Source organism: uncultured Sulfuricurvum sp. (assembly GCF_937936435.1).
In the GTDB taxonomy this organism is placed as follows: domain Bacteria; phylum Campylobacterota; class Campylobacteria; order Campylobacterales; family Sulfurimonadaceae; genus Sulfuricurvum.
On sequence record NZ_CALDDG010000137.1, the window covers coordinates 1 to 24838 of the forward strand.

The 24838-nt window shown below is 42.2% G+C and carries 35 protein-coding genes, 1 pseudogene and 1 riboswitch; of the genes and pseudogenes, 21 read left to right on the top strand and 15 right to left on the bottom strand.

Annotated features, from left to right (window positions below; genetic code table 11):
• The 3 genes from Q0389_RS12945 to Q0389_RS12955 all read right to left on the bottom strand — a co-directional run.
• Nucleotides 1–255 (bottom strand): autoinducer binding domain-containing protein (locus Q0389_RS12945; RefSeq protein WP_298694825.1); only part of this gene is annotated, 255 nt, incomplete at its 3' end.
• A gap of 105 nt (nucleotides 256–360) precedes the next feature.
• Nucleotides 361–984, bottom strand: coding sequence for a Crp/Fnr family transcriptional regulator (locus Q0389_RS12950; protein ID WP_298694827.1), 624 nt, complete (start codon nucleotides 982–984; stop codon nucleotides 361–363).
• A 40-nt stretch (nucleotides 985–1024) separates the two neighbouring features.
• On the bottom strand, nucleotides 1025–1465 hold the full coding sequence (locus Q0389_RS12955; protein WP_298694829.1) for a DsrE family protein: 441 nt from the start codon (nucleotides 1463–1465) through the stop codon (nucleotides 1025–1027).
• Between the two features lie 164 nt (nucleotides 1466–1629).
• Between Q0389_RS12955 and Q0389_RS12960 the strand changes: the two genes are divergently transcribed.
• From Q0389_RS12960 to Q0389_RS12975, 4 genes are all read left to right on the top strand, one after another.
• Nucleotides 1630–2349: a penicillin-binding transpeptidase domain-containing protein gene (locus Q0389_RS12960; protein WP_298694830.1), complete on the top strand. Its 720-nt coding sequence runs from the start codon at nucleotides 1630–1632 to the stop codon at nucleotides 2347–2349.
• Nucleotides 2350–2423: 74 nt separating this feature from the next.
• Entirely contained in the window at nucleotides 2424–2933 is a 510-nt protein-coding gene (locus Q0389_RS12965; RefSeq protein WP_298694832.1) for a cytochrome P460 family protein, read from the top strand.
• 3 nt (nucleotides 2934–2936) lie between these two features.
• Complete coding sequence (locus Q0389_RS12970; RefSeq protein WP_298694834.1) at nucleotides 2937–3620, top strand: response regulator transcription factor; 684 nt, start codon at nucleotides 2937–2939, stop codon at nucleotides 3618–3620.
• On the top strand, nucleotides 3610–4632 hold the full coding sequence (locus Q0389_RS12975; RefSeq protein WP_298694836.1) for a HAMP domain-containing sensor histidine kinase: 1023 nt from the start codon (nucleotides 3610–3612) through the stop codon (nucleotides 4630–4632). Before Q0389_RS12970 ends, Q0389_RS12975 begins: the two co-directional genes overlap by 11 nt.
• Before the next feature lie 501 nt (nucleotides 4633–5133).
• Here Q0389_RS12975 and Q0389_RS12980 read toward each other — a convergent pair.
• A complete protein-coding gene (locus tag Q0389_RS12980) occupies nucleotides 5134–5649 on the bottom strand; it encodes a GNAT family N-acetyltransferase (protein ID WP_298694838.1) in 516 nt (171 codons plus the stop codon).
• A gap of 135 nt (nucleotides 5650–5784) precedes the next feature.
• On the opposite strand from Q0389_RS12980, the gene Q0389_RS12985 reads away from it, so the two are divergent.
• The 13 genes from Q0389_RS12985 (at nucleotide 5785) to Q0389_RS13040 (ending at nucleotide 13730) form a co-directional block, all read left to right on the top strand.
• Nucleotides 5785–6795, top strand: coding sequence for an NAD(P)-dependent oxidoreductase (locus tag Q0389_RS12985; RefSeq protein WP_298694839.1), 1011 nt, complete (start codon nucleotides 5785–5787; stop codon nucleotides 6793–6795).
• Nucleotides 6792–7502: a peroxiredoxin-like family protein gene (locus tag Q0389_RS12990; protein WP_298694841.1), complete on the top strand. Its 711-nt coding sequence runs from the start codon at nucleotides 6792–6794 to the stop codon at nucleotides 7500–7502. The genes Q0389_RS12985 and Q0389_RS12990 overlap by 4 nt, the downstream gene beginning before the upstream one ends.
• Nucleotides 7499–7693 (top strand): redoxin domain-containing protein, encoded by a 195-nt coding sequence (locus Q0389_RS13545; protein WP_366936864.1) that lies wholly within the window; start codon nucleotides 7499–7501, stop codon nucleotides 7691–7693. The genes Q0389_RS12990 and Q0389_RS13545 overlap by 4 nt, the downstream gene beginning before the upstream one ends.
• Before the next feature lie 3 nt (nucleotides 7694–7696).
• Complete coding sequence (locus Q0389_RS13550; RefSeq protein ID WP_366936865.1) at nucleotides 7697–8056, top strand: hypothetical protein; 360 nt, start codon at nucleotides 7697–7699, stop codon at nucleotides 8054–8056.
• Nucleotides 8053–8658, top strand: a complete 606-nt coding sequence (locus Q0389_RS13000; protein ID WP_298694843.1) for a TetR/AcrR family transcriptional regulator — start codon at nucleotides 8053–8055, stop codon at nucleotides 8656–8658. Before Q0389_RS13550 ends, Q0389_RS13000 begins: the two co-directional genes overlap by 4 nt.
• A gap of 1 nt (nucleotide 8659) precedes the next feature.
• On the top strand, nucleotides 8660–9802 hold the full coding sequence (locus tag Q0389_RS13005; protein WP_298694844.1) for an FAD-dependent monooxygenase: 1143 nt from the start codon (nucleotides 8660–8662) through the stop codon (nucleotides 9800–9802).
• 23 nt (nucleotides 9803–9825) lie between these two features.
• Nucleotides 9826–10365, top strand: a complete 540-nt coding sequence (locus Q0389_RS13010; RefSeq protein ID WP_298694846.1) for a hypothetical protein — start codon at nucleotides 9826–9828, stop codon at nucleotides 10363–10365.
• A 42-nt stretch (nucleotides 10366–10407) separates the two neighbouring features.
• Nucleotides 10408–10707, top strand: a complete 300-nt coding sequence (locus Q0389_RS13015) for a putative quinol monooxygenase (protein WP_298694848.1) — start codon at nucleotides 10408–10410, stop codon at nucleotides 10705–10707.
• Nucleotides 10708–10731: 24 nt separating this feature from the next.
• Nucleotides 10732–11157: a DUF3995 domain-containing protein gene (locus Q0389_RS13020; protein ID WP_298694850.1), complete on the top strand. Its 426-nt coding sequence runs from the start codon at nucleotides 10732–10734 to the stop codon at nucleotides 11155–11157.
• Between the two features lie 125 nt (nucleotides 11158–11282).
• Complete coding sequence (locus tag Q0389_RS13025; RefSeq protein WP_298694852.1) at nucleotides 11283–11696, top strand: MarR family transcriptional regulator; 414 nt, start codon at nucleotides 11283–11285, stop codon at nucleotides 11694–11696.
• A 40-nt stretch (nucleotides 11697–11736) separates the two neighbouring features.
• Nucleotides 11737–12369, top strand: coding sequence for a CatB-related O-acetyltransferase (locus Q0389_RS13030; RefSeq protein ID WP_298694854.1), 633 nt, complete (start codon nucleotides 11737–11739; stop codon nucleotides 12367–12369).
• Nucleotides 12370–12580: 211 nt separating this feature from the next.
• Complete coding sequence (locus Q0389_RS13035; protein ID WP_298694856.1) at nucleotides 12581–13255, top strand: hypothetical protein; 675 nt, start codon at nucleotides 12581–12583, stop codon at nucleotides 13253–13255.
• 22 nt (nucleotides 13256–13277) lie between these two features.
• Complete coding sequence (locus Q0389_RS13040) at nucleotides 13278–13730, top strand: protein tyrosine phosphatase family protein (RefSeq protein ID WP_298694858.1); 453 nt, start codon at nucleotides 13278–13280, stop codon at nucleotides 13728–13730.
• A gap of 56 nt (nucleotides 13731–13786) precedes the next feature.
• Here Q0389_RS13040 and Q0389_RS13045 read toward each other — a convergent pair whose 3' ends face one another.
• Both Q0389_RS13045 and Q0389_RS13050 read right to left on the bottom strand, forming a co-directional pair.
• Complete coding sequence (locus Q0389_RS13045; RefSeq protein ID WP_298694862.1) at nucleotides 13787–15067, bottom strand: GNAT family N-acetyltransferase; 1281 nt, start codon at nucleotides 15065–15067, stop codon at nucleotides 13787–13789.
• A gap of 10 nt (nucleotides 15068–15077) precedes the next feature.
• Nucleotides 15078–16340, bottom strand: coding sequence for a serine hydroxymethyltransferase (locus Q0389_RS13050; protein ID WP_298694864.1), 1263 nt, complete (start codon nucleotides 16338–16340; stop codon nucleotides 15078–15080).
• A 164-nt stretch (nucleotides 16341–16504) separates the two neighbouring features.
• On the opposite strand from Q0389_RS13050, the gene Q0389_RS13055 reads away from it, so the two are divergent.
• Nucleotides 16505–16792, top strand: a complete 288-nt coding sequence (locus Q0389_RS13055; RefSeq protein ID WP_298694866.1) for a YciI family protein — start codon at nucleotides 16505–16507, stop codon at nucleotides 16790–16792.
• A gap of 205 nt (nucleotides 16793–16997) precedes the next feature.
• Here Q0389_RS13055 and Q0389_RS13060 read toward each other — a convergent pair whose 3' ends face one another.
• From Q0389_RS13060 to Q0389_RS13555, 7 genes and pseudogenes are all read right to left on the bottom strand, one after another.
• The gene (locus Q0389_RS13060; RefSeq protein ID WP_298694869.1) at nucleotides 16998–17384 is read right to left on the bottom strand and encodes a homoserine dehydrogenase; all 387 of its coding nucleotides are present in this window, start codon (nucleotides 17382–17384) and stop codon (nucleotides 16998–17000) included.
• Nucleotides 17385–17510: 126 nt separating this feature from the next.
• A complete protein-coding gene (locus Q0389_RS13065; RefSeq protein WP_298694871.1) occupies nucleotides 17511–18176 on the bottom strand; it encodes a nitroreductase in 666 nt (221 codons plus the stop codon).
• The gene (locus Q0389_RS13070) at nucleotides 18173–18514 is read right to left on the bottom strand and encodes an EthD family reductase (protein ID WP_298694874.1); all 342 of its coding nucleotides are present in this window, start codon (nucleotides 18512–18514) and stop codon (nucleotides 18173–18175) included. The genes Q0389_RS13065 and Q0389_RS13070 overlap by 4 nt, the downstream gene beginning before the upstream one ends.
• Nucleotides 18515–18516: 2 nt before the next feature.
• The gene (locus tag Q0389_RS13075) at nucleotides 18517–18864 is read right to left on the bottom strand and encodes a helix-turn-helix domain-containing protein (RefSeq protein WP_298694877.1); all 348 of its coding nucleotides are present in this window, start codon (nucleotides 18862–18864) and stop codon (nucleotides 18517–18519) included.
• Nucleotides 18865–18971: 107 nt separating this feature from the next.
• The gene (gene ribB / locus Q0389_RS13080) at nucleotides 18972–19661 is read right to left on the bottom strand and encodes a 3,4-dihydroxy-2-butanone-4-phosphate synthase (RefSeq protein WP_298694879.1); all 690 of its coding nucleotides are present in this window, start codon (nucleotides 19659–19661) and stop codon (nucleotides 18972–18974) included.
• Nucleotides 19662–19765: 104 nt separating this feature from the next.
• A riboswitch (FMN riboswitch) is annotated at nucleotides 19766–19920 on the bottom strand.
• Between the two features lie 186 nt (nucleotides 19921–20106).
• The gene (locus Q0389_RS13085) at nucleotides 20107–21438 is read right to left on the bottom strand and encodes an MATE family efflux transporter (RefSeq protein WP_298694881.1); all 1332 of its coding nucleotides are present in this window, start codon (nucleotides 21436–21438) and stop codon (nucleotides 20107–20109) included.
• 274 nt (nucleotides 21439–21712) lie between these two features.
• A pseudogene (locus Q0389_RS13555) lies at nucleotides 21713–21847 on the bottom strand (methylated-DNA--[protein]-cysteine S-methyltransferase); the annotation flags it as partial.
• 126 nt (nucleotides 21848–21973) lie between these two features.
• Here Q0389_RS13555 and Q0389_RS13095 point away from each other — a divergent pair.
• Nucleotides 21974–22537, top strand: a complete 564-nt coding sequence (locus tag Q0389_RS13095; RefSeq protein WP_298694883.1) for a DNA-3-methyladenine glycosylase I — start codon at nucleotides 21974–21976, stop codon at nucleotides 22535–22537.
• Nucleotides 22538–22543: 6 nt separating this feature from the next.
• On the opposite strand, the gene Q0389_RS13100 is transcribed toward Q0389_RS13095, so the two are convergent.
• Entirely contained in the window at nucleotides 22544–23014 is a 471-nt protein-coding gene (locus tag Q0389_RS13100) for a methylated-DNA--[protein]-cysteine S-methyltransferase (RefSeq protein WP_298694885.1), read from the bottom strand.
• Between the two features lie 76 nt (nucleotides 23015–23090).
• On the opposite strand from Q0389_RS13100, the gene Q0389_RS13105 reads away from it, so the two are divergent.
• Nucleotides 23091–23633 (top strand): hypothetical protein, encoded by a 543-nt coding sequence (locus tag Q0389_RS13105; protein ID WP_298694888.1) that lies wholly within the window; start codon nucleotides 23091–23093, stop codon nucleotides 23631–23633.
• Between the two features lie 16 nt (nucleotides 23634–23649).
• On the top strand, nucleotides 23650–23949 hold the full coding sequence (locus Q0389_RS13110; protein WP_298694890.1) for a helix-hairpin-helix domain-containing protein: 300 nt from the start codon (nucleotides 23650–23652) through the stop codon (nucleotides 23947–23949).
• Here Q0389_RS13110 and Q0389_RS13115 read toward each other — a convergent pair.
• On the bottom strand, nucleotides 23950–24838 hold an 889-nt coding region (locus Q0389_RS13115), incomplete at its 5' end, for an iron-containing alcohol dehydrogenase (protein ID WP_298694891.1).

Here is a 24838-nt window from a genome sequence, read left to right on the forward strand (position 1 = left end):
GCTTTTGGCACAGTAGGTCATTACCGGGTCGGAAGTGTAATAGGCATTTTGGAAATAATGATCAACCCATAATTCAGGATAGCCGTTAACGACGATCAATCTCGAATCTGCAAAGTTCTCAGGGATTCGTAATGCATATACAAAGTTGTCAAAGCCGAGTCGATGGCAATAGTCATGACAGATATCTTCGAGCTCTTTGATTGTATGGGCATTTTGGAAAGAGGATAGGCTATGCTGCAGCTCGAGTATTTCCATGATCTCTTCCCGATTATCTTAGAATAAAATTATAGTACGATATCAGGTAAAACTGTAAGATATCCTATTGGTTTTTAATCAAATACTATGTTTCAGGTAACGGTTTTAACGTTCGGACAATCTGATCCATCCCCGTCCGATAGTAACGACCCCCTCTTTTTCGAGATTTTTGAGAATACGGCTGATCACTTCACGGGAAGTTCCGAGTATCTGGGCAATTTGTTCGTGGGTTGTTTGGATCGTATCTCTTCCCTGTACATATAGCCAGTTTAAGAGCCGTTGATCCATCCGTTTAAAGCGAAGTTCTTCGACAAGATGCATGATTTGAGAGAGCCGTTCCGAGCAGAAGGAGAGTTTGAAATTCCGATAAGCGGGAGAGTTGTCAATTAGCCATCGTATAGTTTCCGCCGGTACAAGCCACCCTTCGATACTTTCATCGACGATGGCGGTAGCCGTTGCCGGCATTTGGGAGACCGTGCTGAGGGTATTGACCAAACACTGTTCGCCCGGAGTGATGTAGTAGAGGGTGATCTCTCCCTTGCCGATCTCATCGGCGTGGAGAAAGACTTTTACTACCCCTTTGTTTAAAAACAAAATTCCCGGAGTGACATCGCCTTGAAAGTAGAGAAATGTCCCGACGCCCAAAGCAATTTTTTTGGCTTCCGAACGTACTTTTTCGAGCGATTTGGGTTCCAGAGATTGAAAAAACTGGTAGTGATCCAAATTCATAACAACTCCCTTGTCGTTAAAAAAGTATACCCCAGTACGATTAAAATGTCATCGATTGGGTATTCGGTGCGTAGAGTGCACCTGCCAGATCGGCCGGAGCGGCGACTTCGACACCTTCTACCATATCGGACGGTTTGATTCCCCCTAATTTAACAAATCCTTCACAGATTTTTACATGACCCCCTTTGCGGATCAATCCGGTGATCAATTCTTTGGGGGTGGAACCGGCGAATTTAGGCTGATTTCCTTTATTAAGGGCGAAATTGACCGCATCGGCCGCGATGAAAACATTGCTTTGCACTCCGGCGTCTTGCATCGCGTTAGCGACCGCCAGTCCAAACCCTGCCTTGACGATCGATCCTTCCGTCACCATGATCACTATATTTTTCGGGGTTTCGGCTCCGCACCCTCCGGCTTCGGCGCTTGAGATCGCCAACATCATACCCAACATTCCGCTCATTAACATTTTGAGGTTCATCATATCCCTCCTGATTTGGATTTAGCATTTTTGATGCAGTTGAATTGTAGGATAGAGGGGTATGCTCGTTCTGTGACGAAAGTCACACAGCGCAATATTTAAAAGTACGATTTGCCGCTGTTACTATATAATGGTTAAAAAATCAGTAGATATAGAAAGGAAAGCGGGTGAGGGCACTTATCATTGTATCTTTAGGGTTTATATCTCTGTTTGCCTTAGAACCGAACTTCGGTAAATTTGACGGTACCGCGGTTATCATCGATCTCAATACCTCCGTCAAAACCATTTACGGTACACATCCCGACGAACGGGTAAACCCTTGCTCGACCTTTAAAATCCTTAATTCTATGATCGCACTCGATAGCGGTGCGGTGAAGGATGAAAATGAAACCATTCCGTGGGACGGAGTCATACGGCAATATCCGTTGTGGAACCGTGATCATACGATGCGTTCGGCTATAGCGGTATCGACGGTATGGTTCTATCAGGAGCTTGCGCGGCGTATCGGTGCGGAACGGATGGCCCGTATGGTGGCTCGGACACATTACGGAAACGGCGATACCTCCCGTACTCTCACCGATTTTTGGCTGGGAGGGGGCAGTCTGGTGATTTCCCCGACCGAAGAAGCGGAGTTCGTACATGCACTTGTGCGAGAGAAACTCCCTTTTAGCATACGTGCCATGCGCACGGTCAAAGATATCATCACCCTCGAAAAAGGAAAAGATACTTCTTTTGGCGGTAAAACGGGAAGTTGCAGCGGTATAGGATGGTTTGTCGGTTTTGTAGAATCGGGGGATAATGTGCGTACCTTTGCCTTTCAGATTCAGGGCGACGGAGCTAATGGAGCGGAAGCAAAAAAGATTGCTTTAGAGTATTTCGGAAAATGAGAATAAGGAGATTCTCTTCATACAATCTTGAGAAAACGATACTAAGATAACGAAAATCAACCCAGGAGTTCCCCATGTGTTTACGTTTAAGTGCTTTTGTAGCGGCTATAACATTTTCTCTTACTTCGACGGCGGCATCTCTGCCCGATATCAAAATGGCCGATACCGGTTTGCCGTTTCAAAAAATCGAGGGATATCAAGACTATCGAATCGTTGCGACTCACTGGCGTACCGATAAAAACGAACTGCGCTATGTCTTAGCCAATCCGATTGCCTACGAGGCATTGAAAGCAAACAAACTGCCGATGCCCGAAGGGAGTATTATGGTTAAGATCGGATGGAGCGTTAAACCGATGAGTACTTATCCCGACGCACTCGAAGCGGATAAACTTCAGCGGATCGAATACATGCTCAAAGACTCCAAGCATTTTGATAACAACGGCGATCACTGGGGATATGCACGGTTCGTCAAAAAGGGAGATAAGTACGTACCTTATCCGAACGGTTCGGCAGAGTGCATTGCCTGTCATGCCTCTGTCGGCGGAAACGATTATCTGTTCAGCCGCTTCCAAGAGACTTTTTAACGTATGAAACATACCGTTTTGATCGTTGAAGATGAAGCGGAAATCGTCCATCTGATTCTCAATCGAATCGATTCGGATCGCTATGACGTTCTATGTGCGGATAACGGGATAGAGGCGCTGCGGCTGATCGGCGATGAGCCATTCGATGTCGCGGTGATCGATATCATGCTTCCTATGCTCGACGGGTACACGGTATGTGAGCGGTTACGTAAAAAAAGCAAAGAGACACTGATCCTCATCGTCAGTGCTTTGGGGAATGAGGAAAATAGACTTCGGTGTTATGAGCTTGGAGCGGATGATTTTATCTCCAAACCGTTTTCTCCCCGCGAATTGGCGGCTAAAATCGATGCCTTGCTGAAGCGCCGATACGAAATGACAAACGGAAATATTAAGGTTTTAGATTCTATCGCGCACGACCACGCAGCCAAAAAAATCCGGATCGAAGGGAAAAACCTCCTACTGACATTGAGCGAATATCTGATTTTTTCAACGCTTTTGGCGAAACCGAAGCAAGTCTTTTCCCGTGATCAGCTGGCACAGATCATCTACGACAGTGATGCGGGGGAGATCGACGCACGCGGAATCGATACCCATATTTACAATCTCCGTAAAAAAATCGCTGCTCTTACCACTATGCCGATCATCCGGACAGAGCGTTCCATGGGATATAAAATTTATGAGCTTTAAACGTTTTCTCATCTTCGTCTATTCCATTGCCGGATTTGTCATAGCACTCTTTACCGCCATAATGACATACGTTATCATCGGCGAACCGATAGGGATGAAAATGGTCTCCAAAATCACTTTGGTCGTCATGATCGCGATGCCGGTTATCGCCTTTGTAAGTTATGGACTCGGGCACTTTTTTTCTGCTAAGTTCGAACGGTTACGGGAGAGGCTGGAAAAGATCGGGCAGGGGGATTTTAATTCGGATGAACCCGAAGAGACAATCGCCGATATCCACCGTATTCACCGTGCTATCACGGTACTCTCCGCACGATTATCGGAATCGATCGGTTCATTACGCAGACACAATGAGAGTGTGACAAATATGACGCTGTCGATTGCTCACGATATTAAAACACCGTTGACGATTATCGGCGGATATGTCGAAGAACTGCGGGATGGAATGGTGTCGAATGATCAGATGCCCGCCGTATTGGATAAAATCAAATATGAGAGTGCATACATCGACGATTTGACATCCGACGTGTTGGCGTATTTATCGTCAATTCATTCCGGTCGCGATCGTGAAAGGGTATCGTTAAACGATCTGGTAGACGAAATCATGCCGTTGATTCCTATAACTCCCGATACACGATGGATAATCGATCTGCCGGATAATGCTATGATCGAGTTTAATCGGATGGATTTGAAAAAGCTGCTGATGAATTTGCTCCATAACAGTGCCAAGTTTACGGTTTCAGGAGAGATAAGAATCGCTTTTCGAGAAGGAAACATCGTTATAAACGATACGGGATGCGGGATCGATCCGGTCTTTTTCCCCCGATTGTTTGAGCCGTACAGTACGGCCGATACGAGTCGTAACCGTCAAAAAAGCGGATTGGGGCTAGGACTTAGCATTGCTAAAAATTTGGCGGAGAACAACGGATACGATTTAAGGTTTGACGAAACGAATGAACCGGGAACGACGGTTATCCTAAGCACGATAGAAAAGCAAAAAATCTCGAATATATAATTTATTCTGTTTTATACAAGGTGATGTTGATATCAAATATTGTTTTATATCGCCTTTTTAATATTATATTCATGGTTTCGTTGGATTGTTGTTGTGAGTCTGCTCTACTCGCTTTATCGTGCATACGCAGGCTGCTTGAGGGAAAGAGTATTTACGAATTTTGATAATACCATACGACATAGTGTTGCTACCGTTATCCATATGCAGTTCCTATTTGGGCTTGTAATGTATGGTATCAGCCCGATAATCGATTCTTTTTAGATCATATTAGGGCTGCGGTGCATATACGCGAAATTCGTTTTTTTGGACTTGAGCGCAGCATTACAATATTTTTGCTGTTTCCATTATCACGATTGGATCAATGATTTCAAAACGTCAATCTGTGGATAAATCGAAATTTTGAACTATTGCTATTTGGTACACAATCGCATTTTTTCTTATCGTATCCGGAATACCATGGGAATTTTCGTCGCTGGTGAGTCGCCCCCATTTCCGAGTTTTTTAGGTTATCATCAACTCTTTTTTATAACGTATGCATTCGATAGAAGTACCGATGTTCATCGTTTTAAAACATTCTTCGGATAAAAACCCTTCTGATTCATAGAATTTACGTGCTTGCATATTTTCTTTAAATACCCAAAGAACAATATGGGTGAAATCTTTTAATTTTAAAAGTTTTTCAGCCTCCCGTGTCAACATTTTCCCGATTTGTTTTCGCCAGTGGTTAGGGTGAACGTAAAGAGCATAAAGTTCGGCTACTGAAATATCATCGTATGTCTCATCTCTATACGATCCTACGGAAATGAAACCTACGATTTCATTAGACATTTCAGCAACATAGATGTCTTCGATACTACGTAGGATATTGTCCCGAAAACGATCTGACGCATGTGCAACATTCATCGCAGAAAGTCGCTCATCTGGAATAATAGCTCGGTAGGCACTTTGCCACGCTGCCATATGGGTATTTGCAATGGATAGAGAATCATCAGGAACCGCTTTACGTATTCGCATCATTGGAACTCTTTTTTGTTGATTTTAACACATTTCGAAAAGTGTAGACAAATGTTTGAACACCTTGACAGACCAAACAGTCTGTGGTATTATGCTTAAAAACAGACTGTATGGTCTGTTTGCTATTGGAGGGTTGAAATGAAACGAATTGTTGTGGTAGGTGCTACCGGATTTGTCGGTACTCATGTCGCTTTGGGGCTCAAAAACGAAGAATGCGAGCTGATATTGGGATGTCGAAATGCTGCGCATATTCATCCTGAATTGAAGCATGAAAAAATTATGCAAGGTGATATCCGAGATCGGTTGTACTTAGCAAATCTTTTTCGTGATGCCGATGTACTCATCAATGCGTTTTCGTGGACGGCATTGTATGGACATGAACAAGAGTCAAAAGATTTATTTTTTGATCCGACTATCGTACTCATTGATACTGCGATAGCGTCTAATGTCAAACGCTTTATCAATCTCTCTACGGCTAGCGCGGCGAATGGGGATGTTGCTAAAAATGCTAACGTAAAAGGGGCTAAAACAAATTTCTGGCCTCATCTCAATAATGTCATTGAAATTGAAGAGTATTTGCGCAAAAAAGCAAATATTAATTTCGAAGTAATCAATCTGCGTTGCGGTCTTTTTGTCGGAGAACACTACGGACTTGGGCTTTTACCGATACTTTTGCCCCGTTTGAAAACCCATCTGGTTCCTTTGATAGAGGGGGGAAGAACTCAAATGCCACTGACACCGGGAGAAGACATCGCTCAGGCGTTTATTAAAGCTTCTTTTGCTCCGGCTATGCCGCATCCGTTTGAAGGTATAAATGTGTTGGGTGTTGAAATTCCGACCGTCAAAGAGGTTTTGGAGTTTATTCATCATGAATTTGGCTATTCGTATCCCCATTTTAGTGTTTCCTTCCCTATTGCTCATCTTTTTGGTCATTTTATGGAGATACTCGATCCTCTGATGCCGTTTGACCCGCTGGTAACGCGCTCTATCGTCCATCTACTCAAAAATACGAACACCAACAACGAAAAAGCGGCAGACTTATTGGGTTACACTCCGCAAATCTCTTGGCAAGATGCAGTGCGAAGGCAGATTAATGAGATTCATAAATCTCAAATACAGTCGATGAAAATGGCAAAGGAGATACGATGAAATATATCGTTATAGGGCTTATATTGATAGGGAAATTATTGGGTGCGGATGGCACTTTGAAAAGTCAACTGGATGATTATAATGCTTTGTTTTACAAACAAGGCTCAGCGGAAGCCGTTAGGGCAGTTGAAGACGATTTGAGTCAACGCCATACTTTGAATATGGGACAAAAGATTCCGAAAGTCGGTGATAAAGCGATCGAATTTACCCTTAAAACTATCGACGGAGCAACCTTCGATTTAAATGAGGCGCTCAAGCAATCTCCTGTCGTTTTATTTTGGTATCGCGGGGGTTGGTGTCCATACTGTAATATCCAACTATCCTACTATCAACGGTATCATCAGGCGATCAAAAATGCCGGAGGCAGATTGGTTGGGGTTGCTCCTGAGGTACAATCGATGGGACGTGTGACTCAGCAAGATCACGCAATAGATTTTGATCTCCTGAGTGACACCGATAATACTGTAGCAAAAGAATATCATCTCGTCTATACCGTTCAGCCAAAACTTTTATCGTTGATGGATGAGCGTTTTGGATTGGATGATTATTATCCCATTCATAAACAAGAGTTGCCTTTGACGGTGGCATTCGTGATCGATCAGAGCGGAATTATCCGTTATGCCTATATCGATGATGATTTTAGAAAACGATCAGAACCTACAGAGATAATCGACGTTCTAAATAAACTAAAAGAGGAACACCGATGAGCCGATTGGAAGAGGGGAAAAGTGCCCCATGGTTTAAGGCGAAAAGTTTTCAAGGCGACGATATAAATCTTGATGCTTATAGGGGCAGATATGTTCTGTTGAGCTTCTATCGGTACGCTTCATGCCCGTTTTGCAATCTAAGGGTGCATGAATCAATACAAAAAAGAGATTGTTTTCAAACTCTTGGATGAGAGATGATAGCTGTGTTTCAATCGCCCGATGACAAACTCGCCGAATATGTCGGCAAGCAGCCGTTGAACTATCCGATTATCGGTGATTCGGATTTACAGCTTTATAAGCTTTACCGTGTAGAAACTTCATGGGTGGGACTAATTAAAGCTTTTCTAATTCGACCGCACCAAATACTTAGATCGGTTATTCTACGCGGATTTTTTCCTGGAAGCATCGAAAACGAGATACAGAGGCTTCCCGCCGATTTTTTGATCGATCCGCAGGGAAAAATAGAGATCGCTTACTACGGCAGAGACATCGGCGATCATATAGCGTATGAGACGATTGAGAATGTATTGCGAAATGATATAATTGAGTCATGAAAGAAAATATGAGAGACATTTTGGTTCAAACAATGTTTGAGTCGCTTTATCACGAAGGGTACAACGCGAGTAATCTTATCGATCTTCTCAAAAAAGCAGGTACATCCAAAGGGGGAATGTACCACTATTTCGGCTCCAAAAAAGAGCTGGCGTTGGAATCGATGCGCATCGTCGGTGAAGGATTTATCGACCGTTTTTGGGGTGGTGCTTTTGATCGCTATGAAGATCCGATCCGTGCACTCGAAGAGATTTTAAAAGCACTTCCGAATGCTACGATCATGGGAGAGTGCCCGTTTGATTTTAAATACGGATGCCCTCTAAATCAAATGATTCAAGAGATGAGCGCGTTGGATGAAGACTTTAAAATTCTCCTCGAATCAATCATGGATCGCTGGATTGCTCTTATCGCCGAAAACCTGAAAATGGGACAAAACATCGGAGTTTTAGAAAAATCTTTTGATCCGGCTAGGATAGCACAATTCATCGTCTCATCGGTCGAGGGGACATTAACTCTGATGAAAGTAAAACAAGATATCCGTATTTACGAAGAAAACACGGAATTGTTGTTACAAACTCTCAAAGTTTTGACGCAAAAGGGATAACGTGAAATCTGAGCGAGTTCTTATCGTCGGTGGCGGTGTAGCGGGGCTTATGTGTAAAAATCGGCTGGAGCATTTGGGGTACAGACCTGTACTCGTGGAAAAAGCCGATGTGCTCAGATCAGACGGCGCAGGGATTTTGCTGGGGGCAAATGTACTCAAAATCTTCCGCGAATGCGCTTTGGATGAGGCGTTAATGCGCTACGCTCAATCGTTAGATGAAATCATGTTATACGATCAGTATGGCAGATCGCTCGGACGATTCGATCTGGAAAAGATCAGAGAGGAGACCTCCTATCCTACACTCGCCGTCCATCGCAAGCGGCTGCATGAGATATTACTAAACTCTGTTGATGCTTCTACCATCCGCCTTTGCCATAAAGTAGTCAAAATTGCAGAGCACGGTACGGGGTTACAGGTGACCTATGAGAACGGGATGTGTGAAGAGTACGATTACGTTATTGGAGCAGATGGGCTACGTTCGAACATTAGGGAGTTATATGTTGGACACGTACCGCTCAGAGATGCCGGATATGTGTGTTGGCGATTCGTATGTGATTGTCCCTCGACGCTTGACGTGCGAAGCAGCAGCGAGTTTTGGGATACAGATGGCAAAAGAGTCGGTATTTTTCCGATAGGAGAAAATAAAATCTACTGTTTTTTACTCTCAACGACGCGCGGCGGTGAAGAGGCGATGGATTTCACCGAGGTATTGGAATACTTTAAAGATTTCGGGGGTGATTGGCAGCATGTCGTTGCATCCTTGGATACCGACACTACGGAATTGCTGTATAACCCGATTGCTGACCTCTCACACGTCGCTTTGCAGAAGGGGAATGTTATTCTGATCGGAGATGCGGGACATGCTACGACACCCAATCTGGGGCAGGGGGCGGCATTAGGTATCGAGAGCGCCTATGCCTTTGGCGAGTTGCTCAAATCGCATCCGTTTGCAGAGGCGATACGGCTTTATCCGCAGAAGCGTTTAAAAAGAGTCTCCTATATCCGTAATAAATCACATATGATTGGACAGATGGCCCACGGGATTCCCACTTTTTTTCAGCCTATTCGGGAATTTATCATGAGAATCACCCCTGAGAGTATGAATCAGAGAGAATTTGAGAGAGCAATACTCGGCGGATTTTAAGACATTCACTATAAAGGATCGACGTGTTTATAAAAGTATGCGGACTCAAGACAAAAGAGCAAATCGATAAAGCGATCGAATACGGATATGACGCGATAGGAGTCGTAACCTATCCCAAAAGCAAACGCTACTGTGATCCTAAAGATGCTATTGAATTAGCGAACTATGCGAAAGGGAGGATCAAAACGTTTGTGGTCGGTATGACTGCTGAAGATGTAAAAGAAGCGGCAGATTTTTTCGATTATACACAGATATATGAGGTTATACAAGTTCCAAATCTAGCGTTATCGTCCAAAGAACCACCTCCAAAAGATTTGAACTACGACTACTTTTTTTATGATGCCAGCATCGGCAGCGGCGTATTTGAAGAATTTCCCGACTGGGTCAAAGAGATTGCATGTGAGATAATCCTATCAGGCGGATTAAATAAAGACAATATCTGCGCAGTAATACGTGATTTAAAACCTTTCGGTATCGATATTTCGAGCGGTGTAGAAAAAGAGGGTGTCAAAGACATCGAAATGATGAGAGAATTTATCACTATTGCTAGAAATTGTCAGTGATAAATAGAATGGGTATCAAATTTTATAAAAGGATAAATAACAATGATCGTCATTAATGCTATTTTAGAGGCAAAAAAAGGGAAAGAAGAGGAACTGGAGAACTTATTGCGAGCGATGATTCCACTGGTACAAGAAGAAGATGGAGCCGTTCTATACACGTTGCACCGTTCACGAAATTCTGTGGGAAAATATATGTTTTACGAGAAATATAAGGATCAAGCCGCAGTTGATTATCATTTTTCAACACACTATTTTAAAGACTTAATCGACAAATTTTCCGATCTTTTAGAAGTAGAACCGATTGTTGATGTCTTTGAAGAAATTGACGGAATTAAAGTGTAAAGTTTATAGGTAGCAGAGTATAAAATGACCGTAATAATTTTACTTGCGATCTTAGCATTATGCTTGATCGGATTACTCCATTTTTATTGGGCATTGGGCGGAAAATTCGCAGCTGTACAGGCGATACCGACAAAAAATGGCGAGCCGTTAATCAATCCCGGAAAGATTGCAACGGTTATCGTAGGATTAGCATTAATCGGATTTGCTTTTGTCGCGTTTATACTCTATTTTTATGATCTCTCTTCGTCACCGTATCGGGAATATTGCATCACCAGCGGGTGGATTCTATCGGGGATATTTACTCTTAGAGGTATCGGTGAGTTTAATACGGTCGGTTTGTTCAAAAAAATTAAATCATCCGAATTTGCATATTATGATACACGATTCTATACTCCGTTCGCATTATCCATGGGAGTGATTTTTGCTCTATTGGCGTATCGGGCAACCTAATTGATATAGGTACTATAACTGTATTGGCATAGATATATCTTTTTTTGAATATTTTATAGTATCTCTTGACAAGGAATTATACTTGCTATATACTTGTATAATCAAATAAATAGCAAGGATTTAAAATGTCAAAGAATATAGAGTTGCTTTTGAGTCTGACATCGATGCATACTAGTGTTTTTAAAAATATAGATAGACATCTTAGTGTTCATGGAATTTCATTTTCAGAATTTTTCGTTATGTACCAATTGTCGCTAGTGTCAAACCGTACAGTACGTCGAATCGATTTAGCCGAAAGTGTGGGCATGAGTGCTTCAGGAATTACCCGACTTTTAAACCCTATGGAAAAATTGAAACTTGTTGAAAAAGAACAAAACCCTCGTGATGCAAGGGTAAGTTTTGTGAAATTATCGGATGTCGGATTTGAGCTTTTAAATGATGCAATTAAAAGTGTACAAATAGCATCTGATGGCTTATTTAAATCACTTGATATAAATGATATTGAGAGATTTATAGATTTAACAAACAAGATAAAATGAGGAATCAATGCCTTTACTAAACAGTAACAAAAAACACCCGATGATTATGCCTGACGGAATGGTAATTGAACAGGTTGTACATCTTAAAAAGGTTATTAATCATCCAAGAATAGAGATAGGAGAATTTAGCTATTACCATAACTTTGAGACTCTTAATGATTATGCTAGTTTCCTAGCTCCCTATTTATTTCCACTAAGCCCTGATAAGCTTATTATAGGAAAATTTGTACAAATAGCACATGGTGTCCGCTTTATTACTGCATCTGCAAATCATAGTATGAATGGATTTTCGACATATCCTTTTACTAATTTCATGATGACATCAAAAACAACGAGTGAAGACATTGTGGCTATGTTTAAAGAGTTTTCGTATAAAGGTGATATTATTGTCGGTAATGATGTTTGGATAGGTTTTGAGGCGACCATCATGCCGGGAGTTAAAATAGGAGATGGTGCAATTATAGGTGCTAAATCGGTAGTTACCAAAGATATTGAACCCTATACAATTGTTGGCGGCAATCCCGCAAAAGTTATAAGAAAACGTTTTGACGATGAAGTTATTGAAATGCTTTTAACAATTAAGTGGTGGGATTGGTCAATCGAAAAAATCGAAGAAAATATTCACATAATTGCGGGGAAGGATATTGATGTGTTTTGGAATCAAATAAAATGATGTAGTTGCGGATGCGTGTTTGTTTGAAATAAAGCTTTAGTAACCGATTTTTTGCTACACTTCCCGTACTTTACAAAGGAGAGCAAATGGCACACTATGGCACTATCGACAAAAATACTCTTGTCCGAGTCGCTCTCTTTTGGCGTCTGCCATAACATTTCCTTTTTAACCTAACCCACATCATTTATTACCACACATCATAAGGATACCTATGTCGTTGCAATTAGACGATTTCCTCATTACGGGTCGTACCTTTGAGGAGTATATGGCATTTTTCGATTTGGATGCCGAGACGATGAAAAAGATGAGAGTTTTGGACTGCCCAAGCGGAGCAAGTTCATTTATAGCCGAAGCCAAGCGCAGAGGAATAGCGGCGCAAGGATGCGATATTTTGTACTGTTATGATCGCGATGTGTTGCGTGCACAAGGGGAAAAAAGTATCGAGAAAATCTATGCCGATACGAGTTGGATGGCGGAACATAATTTCGCATTTTATCATTCGATAGAGAGACATAAAGAGCATAGAGTAGGGGCATTGGAATTGTTTTGTTCTGATTACAACACTACGGATTACTGGTTCGCCGAACTTCCGAAACTGCCGTATAGGGATGATAGCTTTGATTTGGTACTCAGTTCGCATCTCCTTTTTGTTTATGATGATAGATTGGATGAAGCATTTTATGAAGCCTCAATTGCCGAGATGCTTCGGATCGGTAAAGAAGTACGCATTTTCCCATTGGTCGATTATAAAAACTCCCGAGCGGATGAGACGGATAATTTCAGTCCGTTAGCCTATCGGATGGCTGAAAAATTCGGCGGTGAAATACTCGACGTCGGATTTGAGTTTCAAAAGAATGCAGGGTATATGTTGAAGATAAAACGGTAAAATAAGAGAAAAGTGTGATTAAATGCCAACTGAGTTGAATAATATTTTAAATTACATGCAAATCACGGAGAACATCGCTTCATCGGGACAGCCACTCGAGTCCGAGTTTGCGCTAATCGCGAGTGCGGGATATGACGTCATTATTAATCTTGCCATGCCAAATTCACAAAATGCAATACCCTCAGAAGGTCATTTAGTCACCTCCAACAACATGATTTATATTCATATTCCGGTTTTGTTTGATGCGCCTGAGCTTTTTCATTTGGAGTCATTCATTAATATCATGGAAATATTTGCTGATAAGAAAGTTTGGGTACATTGTGTGAAAAATTATCGAGCCTCAGCTTTTTTGTATCATTATTTGCATGTATCGCGAGGTTTTAGCGATGCTGAAGCACAAAAAGTGATACTTCCATCATGGGAACCGAATGAAATTTGGCAACGTTTTATACGTATTGATCCTAAACGGGTATAAAACACCCTGATATCTTTTTCAAAAATGGTTTTTATCTCGCATAGCTCGGTGTTATGTTAGAGCTGAATGCGAAAAGGGATCATTGCCGATTTGGAAAATCCCATACTTTCATAAAATCGGTGTGCCGAGAGATTATCCGAATCGGTGAGGAGGGTTACTCTTCGAATCCCTTTTTCTTTGGTGCAGGTGAGGACGTATTCGAGCAAGGATGAGCCGATATCCTCTCCACGGTGTTTCTCGTCGATGATCATATCTTCGAGCAGTGCGACTCTCTCCCCTAATGCCGTCGATACAGTGTATAAGATATTAACCATCCCCACAATCTTGTCCTTTTTGGATGCGACGTATATCTCACCGATTTTCTCATCCTCAATGATCATTTTCAGTCCCTTCGTCTGTTGCACACTGTCAGGAGTAAACTCGGCCTCTTTTGAAAAGAGCTGATGTAAAAGGGTGCAAAGGAGCGGGATATCTTCTACGGTTGCCGTGCGGTAGGTGATGGGGTTCTCTTTTGAGGCTGATTCGTAGGCGATAAGGATTTTTTTGCGTTCAATTCCCCATCGATAGCCGCTCATAGCACCGCTTTTGGCGATGACGCGATGACAGGGGATGAGATAGCCGATGTGATTCTCCCCGATGGCGTTGGCGACCGCACGAACGGCTTTGGGCTTGTCGATAAAGTTTGCAACATCCTGATAGGTCGTTATACCGCCGTTAGGGAGGTTGATAAGCGCTTTCCAGACATTGATTTGTAGGTTCGTTCCCTTGACCAAGAGATTGTATTTTTTATTTTTGATAAAAATATTTTCCAGATAGGTACGGGCTTTTAGATCATCATGTACCAGATTGGCATTTTCCCAAAGCTCACAAAACCGTTTATAGATTGAGTCTTTGTTGTTGTCAATAAATCCCAGATAACAGACCCCTTTATCGGTATAGGCGATCAATGCTTCACCGAAAGGGGTGAGTCCGAAACCGTAGGTGATGGTGACGTCTTTCCCTTTTTCTCTCCACTCTTTTGGGGTAACTCCTATAAGATTGACAAAAAGTTCGTGCAGTCTGCTGGAACTCGATAATCCGATATCCAGAGTGCTGTCGAGAAGAGATTTAGACTCTTTGATATGCTCTTTGGCATAGTTCAGCGTCACGGAGTGGAGAAACTGTTTGGGAGTTACTCCGACGTACTCTTTAAATACCCGCATGAAATGGTACTTGCTCATCCCGATATTTCGAGCTATTGTGTCGATGGAGGGCTGCTCTTTGAAATGGGTATCGATATAGGTAATGGCTTTGGCTATCAGCTGATAGTTCTGATTTAATATCTCGATCTCTTGCATACAATCACCTTTAATAGGTTGCGTTATTATAGACTTTAAAACCCTTTAAAAGAGTTTCGAGTTCCTTTTTGACCTGCATTTGGAGAGGGATGTTTTTTATATCGTCTAATATATCGCAGATTTTATGTGCGATCAGGATAAACTCTTTTTCCTTCATCCCCAGTGTACTCAACGCAGCAGAGCCTATTCGGATCCCTGACGTAGACGAAGCGGGGCGGGGATCGGTGGGGATTGAATTTTTGTTGACGGTGATACCGGCATTTTCCAATGCCACACTTGCGTCTTCCCCGGAAAAATCTTTGTTGATCAGTGATACGAGTACCAGATGGTTATCGGTTCCGCCGCTAATGAGCTCATACCCTCTTTGAATCAAAATCTCCCCTAAGACTTTTGCATTGCTTTTAACAGCCTTGGCATACTCCTTCCACGAGGGATGTAAAACTTCTCCGAACGCTACTGCTTTAGCTGCGATGACGTGTACCAAAGGCCCCCCCTGTATTCCGGGGAAGATGGCGCTGTCGATTTTTTTGGCGATCTCTTCGTTGTTCGTCATAATGATACCGCCGCGAGGACCTCTGAGCGTTTTGTGGGTCGTGGAGGTGACGACATCGGCGTAGGGAAACGGGCTCATGTGTTCTCCCGCAGCGACCAATCCGGCAATATGGGCGATATCGGCAAACAAAATCGCTCCGACGGCATCGGCGATTTCTCGAAACCGGGCAAAATCAATTTCACGGGCATAGGCGGAAGCTCCGCACACGATAATTTTGGGTTGAACGATTTTTGCGATTTCCATGACATTATCATAATCGATACGACCGTTAGATGCTACCCCGTAAGTAAAAGAGTGGTAGTTTTTCCCCGAAAAATTGGGTTTCGCACCGTGTGTCAAATGTCCTCCGTGACGCAAATCCATCCCCAATATTTTATCTCCGGCATTCAGTAACGCCGCATAAACGGCTCCGTTGGCTTGGCTACCCGAATGAGGCTGTACGTTTGAGTATGCGCAGCCGAAAATCTGGCACAGGCGATCTTTTGCCAGTTGTTCTATTTGATCGGCGAACTGGCACCCTCCGTAGTATCGTTTGTTCGGATACCCCTCTGCGTATTTGTTGGTAAAAATACTCCCCATCGCCTCCATAACGGCAGGTGAGGTAAAGTTTTCGCTGGCGATCATCTCCAGATGCGTTGATTGTCGGTGGAACTCGTTTTCGATAATGGCGAAAACTTCCGCATCCGCAGCCGATAATTGCTCTTCTCGTATAAAACTCATCGTGTCCCCTTTTTGTATGGTTCGTAAAAGTTTAGCTATACGCTCAGATAATGACAATCCAAATGTTGCTGAAATAAAGGAGAATGTGAGCAATTTTTGGATTGTTTTTGATTATGATTTGAACTAGAATTTTGCAGATTAACAAAAAATAAAAAGGCTTAACAATGTTCATTATCTCACTCAACTACATCAAACCCCTCGAAGAGGTGGATACGCTCCTTGTAGAGCATGTCGAGTATCTCAAAGAACAATATAGATTGGGAAGTTTTCTCGCATCGGGACGTAAAACTCCCCGTATAGGTGGGGTGATTTTGGCAAGTGCGGTATCGCGCGAAGAGATAGAGACGATTATCACCCTCGATCCGTTTTATCGGCACGGTGTCGCTGAGTATGAGATCACGGAGTTCAGTCCGACGATGACTGTTGATGCATTGGAGTTTTTGAGGGAATGAGTATTGAGTTTATTTATGATTCATACGACATTTGATCCATTGGGCGAATAATGATTATCCTCAACTACACACGGTAGAAGAAATCTATTGGATTGACTAGGGATATGATGTAGTATTTGATAAAACGCTCAGTGTAGGTACTTGTGCAGTGCTGAGTTCATAGAGAAATGCGTATTTTTCCGCCGGTCGCGGAAAGGGGAGGGGATCAGTAGCCGATCTCCGTATGATCTTGCGGGATCGGTTCGTTGCCGGGGAGCAAATACCACATCAGGTAATCGACCACCATAGGAATCAGTACCGTTTTGTGGTTGTCCGTCTCCTGGAGAATCTGGCGGATCGCCTGTTTTATCTCCGGACGGTTGGACGTATCCATGATGATATCGACGGACGCCCCAAGCTCTCGGATCGCATTGCTGAAATCATCGTAATAGGCAATGCCCGCCTCTTTGGCCTCTGCGATCTTCGGGTTTGTCCCAACGCTTTCGCAGACGGCGATAATGTTTACCCGCTCATTCCCAACTTCGACGAATTTGTCAAAAAAACGTGACCCCATGCGACCGAGACCGATGAGTAGGACATTGACTTGTTTCATTGATTATCCTTTATAGTTTAGATTAATCATTATAATTCAATAAGCTTAAGTGAATACATGTTTGGAAGTACGATTTTTGTGACGTCATTGGATGAGCATCGATGGATTGGTCTTTTTGAGAGAGAGTCAACCATAAAATTGTGTAAACTCCTCTAAAGCGATACGCTCGGTGCGGTAGCTATTGATAATGGCATTTGTGTCTTCATACCCCAGTGCCATCCCGCAAAGGAGAATTTGCTCTTCTTTGATGTTCAACTCTTTTCTGACGATATCAGGATATTCCGCCAATGCGGCTTGCGTACAGCTTCCCAGACCTAATTGTGCAGCCGATAGCATCACAGATTGTAAAAACATCCCATAATCCAGCCAAGAGCCTTTTTCCAAAGATGATTCGATAAAAAAATACAGTACGACGGGTGCATCGAAAGCTCTGTAGTTGGCTTTCCATTGCTCTTGCTGCTTCTCTTTGTCTTCTTTTGCAATCTTTAGGGTTTGATACATCAAAAGACCTGTTTCTTTTCGTCTGCTTTTATAGGGTTCATTCCATTCAAGCGGATAGTATCGGTAATCCATATTCGGTTTTATGCCCGATTCGAATGCATCGATGATTTTGGTTTCGATATTATTTTTCGTCTTTCCACTAACGACGCAAACTTTCCACGGTTGCATATTAACACCGGATGGGGCATATTTGGCAGTATTCAAAATCATTTCGATTTTTTCTTTTTCGACGGCTTTGTTCAGAAAGGATCTGACTGATTTACGGGATTTTAACGCTTCTAATACGTTCATTGCATTGGCTCAGATGAAATGGCAATAGCGACTTCATTGATCTGAATAATCGGTTGAATATCCGTATAGTTTTGAATATCACCTTGAAGCTCCTGCGCATGTGGCATAAATGCAGCCATAAAGTGTTCGACCGTATCGAAATAATAGTGGCACATTGCTACATACGAACATGGGATATTTGCCTCTTCCAATGCAAGACCTCGCTCAACCCTGACACTATGAAACCCCTCTGCCTTTGAGAGACGTTCAATCGAAAGCGGCATATGTTTTTCTAAATAGTAGTCAAAATCAAAACGGCACCCCTCCGTGAAGGGGTAGATACTGGCAATGTTAAACATGTTTATTCCTCGTTTATAGTTTGTCCGAAAGTTTTGGCATAGTGCTGTGACCATGCAACGACTTCATCAATGACGGGTTTGAGCTGTTGTCCATGAGGGCTAAGTGTGTATTCGACCCTCGGAGGGACTTCGGCAAATACTTCGCGCTCTATCAGATGCAGTTCTTCGAGTTGCTTGAGTTTTGAAGATAACGTTTTATTGGTAATCGGTTGCAAATATTTGGATAATTCTTTAAAACGCATCGAGCCGTTGCTGAGATACCAGATAATCATCAGTTTAAGCCGATCATCGAACATCTCGAAAAATATTTCTGCTGAGAATTGGTAAGTGTTGCCATTTAGTTTTATCATGCCGAAACTGTAACTAATAGTTTCTTTATTTATCATTAGTATATTTTAGTATACTAATGATATCCGTTTCTAAACATGCATGAAAATAAAGAGAGTTATCTTTAGTATCATAAAGGCTGTATCGTTTGAGATCCAAACTCTTTCACACGGTTGAAATCACGAGATAGGCTTACCGCAGTCTCGGTCGTTTGTCGATAAGCGATAAGCTCCTCGATACTGATAAGCGGGTAATGATGTTTATCCGAGAAAGCTTTTGCTTCATCACGGTTCATCATCGTTCCGTCGGGATTGGTCAATTCGCACAATACCCCACAAGGCTCTAATCCTGCCATGCGCATCAGATCGACGGTTGCTTCGGTATGTCCCGGGCGTTCCAGTACTCCGCCGTCGCGTGCTCTTAACGGAAACACATGACCGGGAGAAACGATGCGGGATGCGCCGTCTTCGGCGATAGCTGCACGGACGGTTGTGAGACGGTCTTGTGCCGAAACTCCGGTCGTCACCCCATCTTTGGCTTCGATAGAGACGGTAAATGCCGTTTGAAAACGGGAATAATTGTCCGTTGTCATCATCGGCAGGTCTAATTCGGCAATTTTTTTGGCACTTAGGCATAGGCAGACGATACCGCTGCATTCACGGATGAGCAGTGCCATTTGTTCTACGCTCAGTGTTTGAGCCGGAAAAATAAGATCGGCCTCGTTTTCACGGTCGGTACTGTCGGTCACGATGACGCCCTGAGCGTTACGTAATGCTTCAATAGCATCAAAAAGCAGTTGGAAATTTGGATTCTGATTCATAGGTATACTCCATTGTGTAGGTGTAAACTTGAATCAGGGCATGAGTGTATACGTATGTATGTGTAGAATGGCCGTTGATATTAAAAGGGACAATGGACAAACTAATACATTCTCTTTCATCCGGACTGTAACCGTTGGTTTTGGATTCGCACCAAATCTGCTTGACCCCCGACATCTCACCAATGTCGGAGCGCTCGCGGACTTTTATCATGTGATAATTACCGCCAGTAAGGAATTTCACCTCGCCCTGAGAATAAAGTTTCAAAAAAATTATAGCAATATGGGGATGAAAGAGTCAAACCCAATACGACGGATAAATAAGCGTTTTTGCGATGATCGTGTAGAAATCGTCTCGCTCCCAAGCTCCAGCTTGGGAGTGTATATGCTAGTCTACATTCTAACGTCATCGTTGGGAACGAGGGAAAACATACTGTCCGACACTTTTTTATTCCTTATCAATTATCTTTTCAGGACTAAATTTTTTAAATAAAGTCGCTGCTATTATAAAAGTAATAAATTCTGCCATTGGTATCGCCATAAATATTCCATTTAAATCAAAGAAAAATGGTAGAGTAAATATAAAAAATACAGGAAAAATAAAACTTCTTGATACTGCAATAATCATTGAATGTAAAGGCTTATGAATTGCAGTAAAATAAGCTGAGATTACAAGATTCATACCATCAAAAAGAAAAGCTATCCAGATAAATGTGGCAAAACTTAGAACTATTTGTTTTGTTTTATAATTAGTATCTTCTAAAAAAATATTTGCAAGGGTATTTGGTATAAATATAAGTAACAGTATCATTACAACACCAACCAAGCTCGTAGTTATAAAAGCTAATTTTAAAAACTCTTCTATTCTTTTATTCTCTTTTGCACCAAAATTTTTACTAATAATCGGTTGTAAAGAGTCACTTATTCCAAAACTTATCATTATTCCAATCATTAAAAGATAATTGATAACTGTAAATGCAGCTATTCCTTCTATATTAAAATTTTTTATCATTACATAGTTAAAAATTAAAGTTGTTATTCCTATTGAAATTTCATTTACAAACTCGGAAGCTCCATTGTAAGAAGCTTTTATAATTTGAATATAGCTTCCTATTGGTTTTACAAATTTAAGTGTTGCTTTTTTTGAAAAAAAATGAGGTAAAAGAATAAATAATAAAGTAAGTTGAGAAATGCCCGTAGCTAGCGCTGCTCCAAAAATACCTTTTTGTAAATATACAATCATAAACCAATCTAATATCACGTTTATAACTGCACTTAAAAGTAAAGCTGTAAAAGCAAGATTTGGTCTATTATCAACTCTTACAAAATAATCTAAAACTACTCCAATCATCAAAAAAGGGATAAAAATCAATATAATAGATAAATACTCTATTGCAAGTTTTGTCAAGTTTTCATCTGCACCAAAAAGATGTAAAACAGTCTCAATATTTAAAAATAAAAGTGTGCAAGTTATAAAACTAAAAAGAGTGATACAAAACATAGTTTTACTAAAAATGATAGAAGCACTTTTAATATCTCCCTCACCTATTAATTTTCCAGAGATAACACTACTACCAATTGCCAACATTAACGCAAAGCCAAATAGCAAAGAGAATATAGGAAAACTTATATTAATTGCGGCAAGTCCAGAATCTCCTACATAATTTCCTATAAAAAATCCATCAACTATATTTGCTGATGAAATGGCTAACATTCCTAATACAGAAGGTATTGAATATTGAAAAAAAACGGAGGATATTTTGCCTTTTATTACGTTCATAGTATTGCTTTTAATTTTTATTTGATAACTTTTCAATCTCTAAAAAGTCATTTTTTGTAAGATTTTTCTTAAATTTATTTTATCAATGTAGTTATGCTTTTCTGTGGTGTTGCCGATGGACGAATCATACTTGTGGATACTTTATTTAAAATAAACAATCAATCTATTCATGGTATGAGATTACGATACCTTTTTCTAATTCCAATAAAAACGCTTTTCTCCATAACTCTCCACTGTATCCTCCGAGTCCACCTCCGCGGGCAATAACACGTTGTCAGGGGATCAAGATAGCGATAGAATTTCGCCCATTGGCACTTGTAACGGAACGAACGACTTTCGGGTTGCCGAAGATTTCGGCTTTTTCTGCATAAGAGATGCTTTGACCATAAGGGATTGAACGGAGTATTTTCCGAACATTCGCAGAATTTTTATAGTGATTTTAGTGTGAGCCTATTCTTTTATTTCAAAGTGACATAAAAAAGTGTAATAGAATGACTTATGCTATGATATTCGCAATTTAAAAGCGGAGAAATGTATGTCGGTTTCACGTTGCGGATGGGTCAAATTGAGCGATCCGGTCTATGTTGCGTATCATGATGAGGAGTGGGGAAAACCTTTGCACGACGATCGTGCATTGTTCGAGCTTTTTTGTTTAGAGACGCAGTCGGCGGGGTTGAGCTGGCTAACGATCCTAAAAAAACGGGAGGGATACCGAGAAGCATTCGAGCAATTCGATATTGATACAGTGGCAATGTACGATGAAGCGGATATCGTCCGGATACTCGAAAGCGGTTTAGTAGTCAAAAGTCGTCCGAAGATCGAGGCGATTATCGCCAATGCGAAAGGCTTCAGAGAAATTCGGCAGGAGTTCGGTTCACTTGATCATTTTTTCTGGAGTAAAGTAGGAGGGAAGCCGATCGTCAATGACGTAGATGATTACCGCAGTGCATCATGCCATTCGGATATTTCCGATGCACTGACCAAAGAGCTGAAAAAACGGGGATTTAAATTCGTCGGTAGTACGACGCTCTATGCGTTTATGGAAGCGTGCGGAATGATCGATGATCATGAAAACGGGTGTCATTGCAAAAGCCGGTAGAAAAGACTATTTCTGTTCCAACGCCAATAGAAACTGTTTTTTGTCAATTCCTCCGCTATACCCGCCAAGTCCGCCGCCGGATGCGATGACTCGATGACAGGGGATGAGAATACCGATCGGGTTTTTGCCGTTTGTGCTGGCGACGGCACGGACGGCTTTGGGATTGCCGAATCGTTCAGCTTCCTGAGCATATGAAATCGTTTCTCCGTAGCCGATGGTGAGGAGTGTTTTCCACACCTCTTGCTGAAACGGGGTCCCTTGCGCACGCAGCGGAATGCTAAACTCTTTGCGCGTACCTTCGAAATATTCGCTGAGTTCTTTTTTTAACTGTAGTAGCAAGGGATGATCGGAATGAGAACGAGAGAGCGTATCCTTGGTGAAATCTAATGAATAGAGCCCTTTATCATCGGCGACGGTGACCATGTACCCCAACGGAGTATCGATAATACGGCTATAGTGTAATGTATCGTTTTTCATATCGGATATTATAGCAGAGTAGAAAGAGAACGATTTTTGCTTGTATCCGTTATAACGATTTACAGGAGGGAAAGACATGCACGTAACATCCGCATTGAATAATTTAGGTGTCAATACGACTTCTACCGCCAAACAAGATGACAGCGTTTCGCAAGAATATATAGATTTGATCAACCAATTATTTCAGGCAGATCCCTATCAAACACGTGATGAGATCAATGCCAATAATACCGAGTTGGCAACCTTTAAAAAAGATCTCATAACCAAAGGTGCGGCGCAGTTTTTGGGAGATTTGAATCAGGAAAAAATCGATGCGATAGTCGAAGAGTATCGCGATAAACTTCTAAAGCAGCAAGAAGAGAATCCCAATATTCCGATGGATATTGATAAGATGGTCTCCGATTTTAGAAAAGAACTTCTAAAAGAGATCGCCGAAGCACAAAAATCCGATCAGAAAAATATTAGCGGTTCCCAAAGCGTTGCGATGTCGACTTCCGATGTGCTCGCAGGGATAAAAATTTCTCAAAAATCGGAAGATGCATCGTCCAATACCCTAAGCTTTTTGGAACAAATGCTTCAGCCCGATACAGCTAAAAAAGAGAAAGAACTTTTCGTATAATTAGAGGAAAACAGCAATGAATCCGACGAAAGTAGTACGAGAAAACGTTGTAAAACTGACCGATCTTCCCAATGTCGGCAAAACGGTAGCTGCCGATTTTGCCAAGATAGGGATTACCCGTCCCGAGCAGCTGCGCGGAGAAGATCCGTACGATCTGTATGTTCGATTTTGTAAAGCATTCGGAGAGAAGCAAGATCCGTGTATGTTGGACGTGCTGATGTCCGTCACCGATTTTATGAACGGTGCAGATGCTAAAGTCTGGTGGGATTATACCGCCGAGCGCAAAGTGCGCTACGGAGAGAAAATCAGAGTTTAATTAGGCGTTTTTGAGTATCTCTGCGATCGTTGCGGAAGGATATTCTTCGCCCATTCCCCACAACTGCGCTAATCCGTGCGCATTCTCGGCAATATCTCCGATACGTTCGCGTGAAATATCGGCCGCGGATAAAGTAACCGGTGCACCTATGAAGTCGAACCAGTGTTCCAGTGCGGCGATTCCCTCATCCGCGCTTTCCAGTCCGAAAACCTCTTTGGCAAAGCGTTCGAATTGCACCGGATTTTGTCCTTTATACCATTTCATCCATGCCGGAATAACGATAGCCAAACCTGCGCCGTGGGCGATATTAAAGAGTGCGGAGAGGGCGTGCTCGATCATGTGGTTCGGGAAACTTCCGCCGCCCGTTCCGGAGTTCGTCAATCCGTTGAGCGCTTGGGTGGATGCCCATGCAAACTCGGCGCGTGCGTCGTAATTGAACGGATCTTTGAGGAGAATTTCGGTTGTTTCGATGACCGTTTTTACGATTGATTCTACGAGACGGGATTGAAAATGGGGATGATCGGTCGCGGTAAAATAGACTTCGATCGTATGGGCGATGATATCGGTTGCCGAATAGGCGAGATATTCGGGGGTAACACTCATCATCAGTTCGGGATTGATGATAGATATTTTCGGATTGACCAGTACGGAACTGATAGAGTATTTTTGTTTGGTAGCATCGTTCATCACTACGGAGTTGCCGTTCATCTCGCTGGCGGTTGCCGCGAGAGTCATGACCGCATAGACCGGAAGAGCAGCTGTAATAGAGGCTTTTTGGATGAAAAAATCCCATACATCACCCCCATACAGCGCCCCGGCTGCGATCGCTTTGGCCGAATCGACGACTGAGCCTCCGCCTACACCGAGAACAGCTTGGAGATCGTGCGAT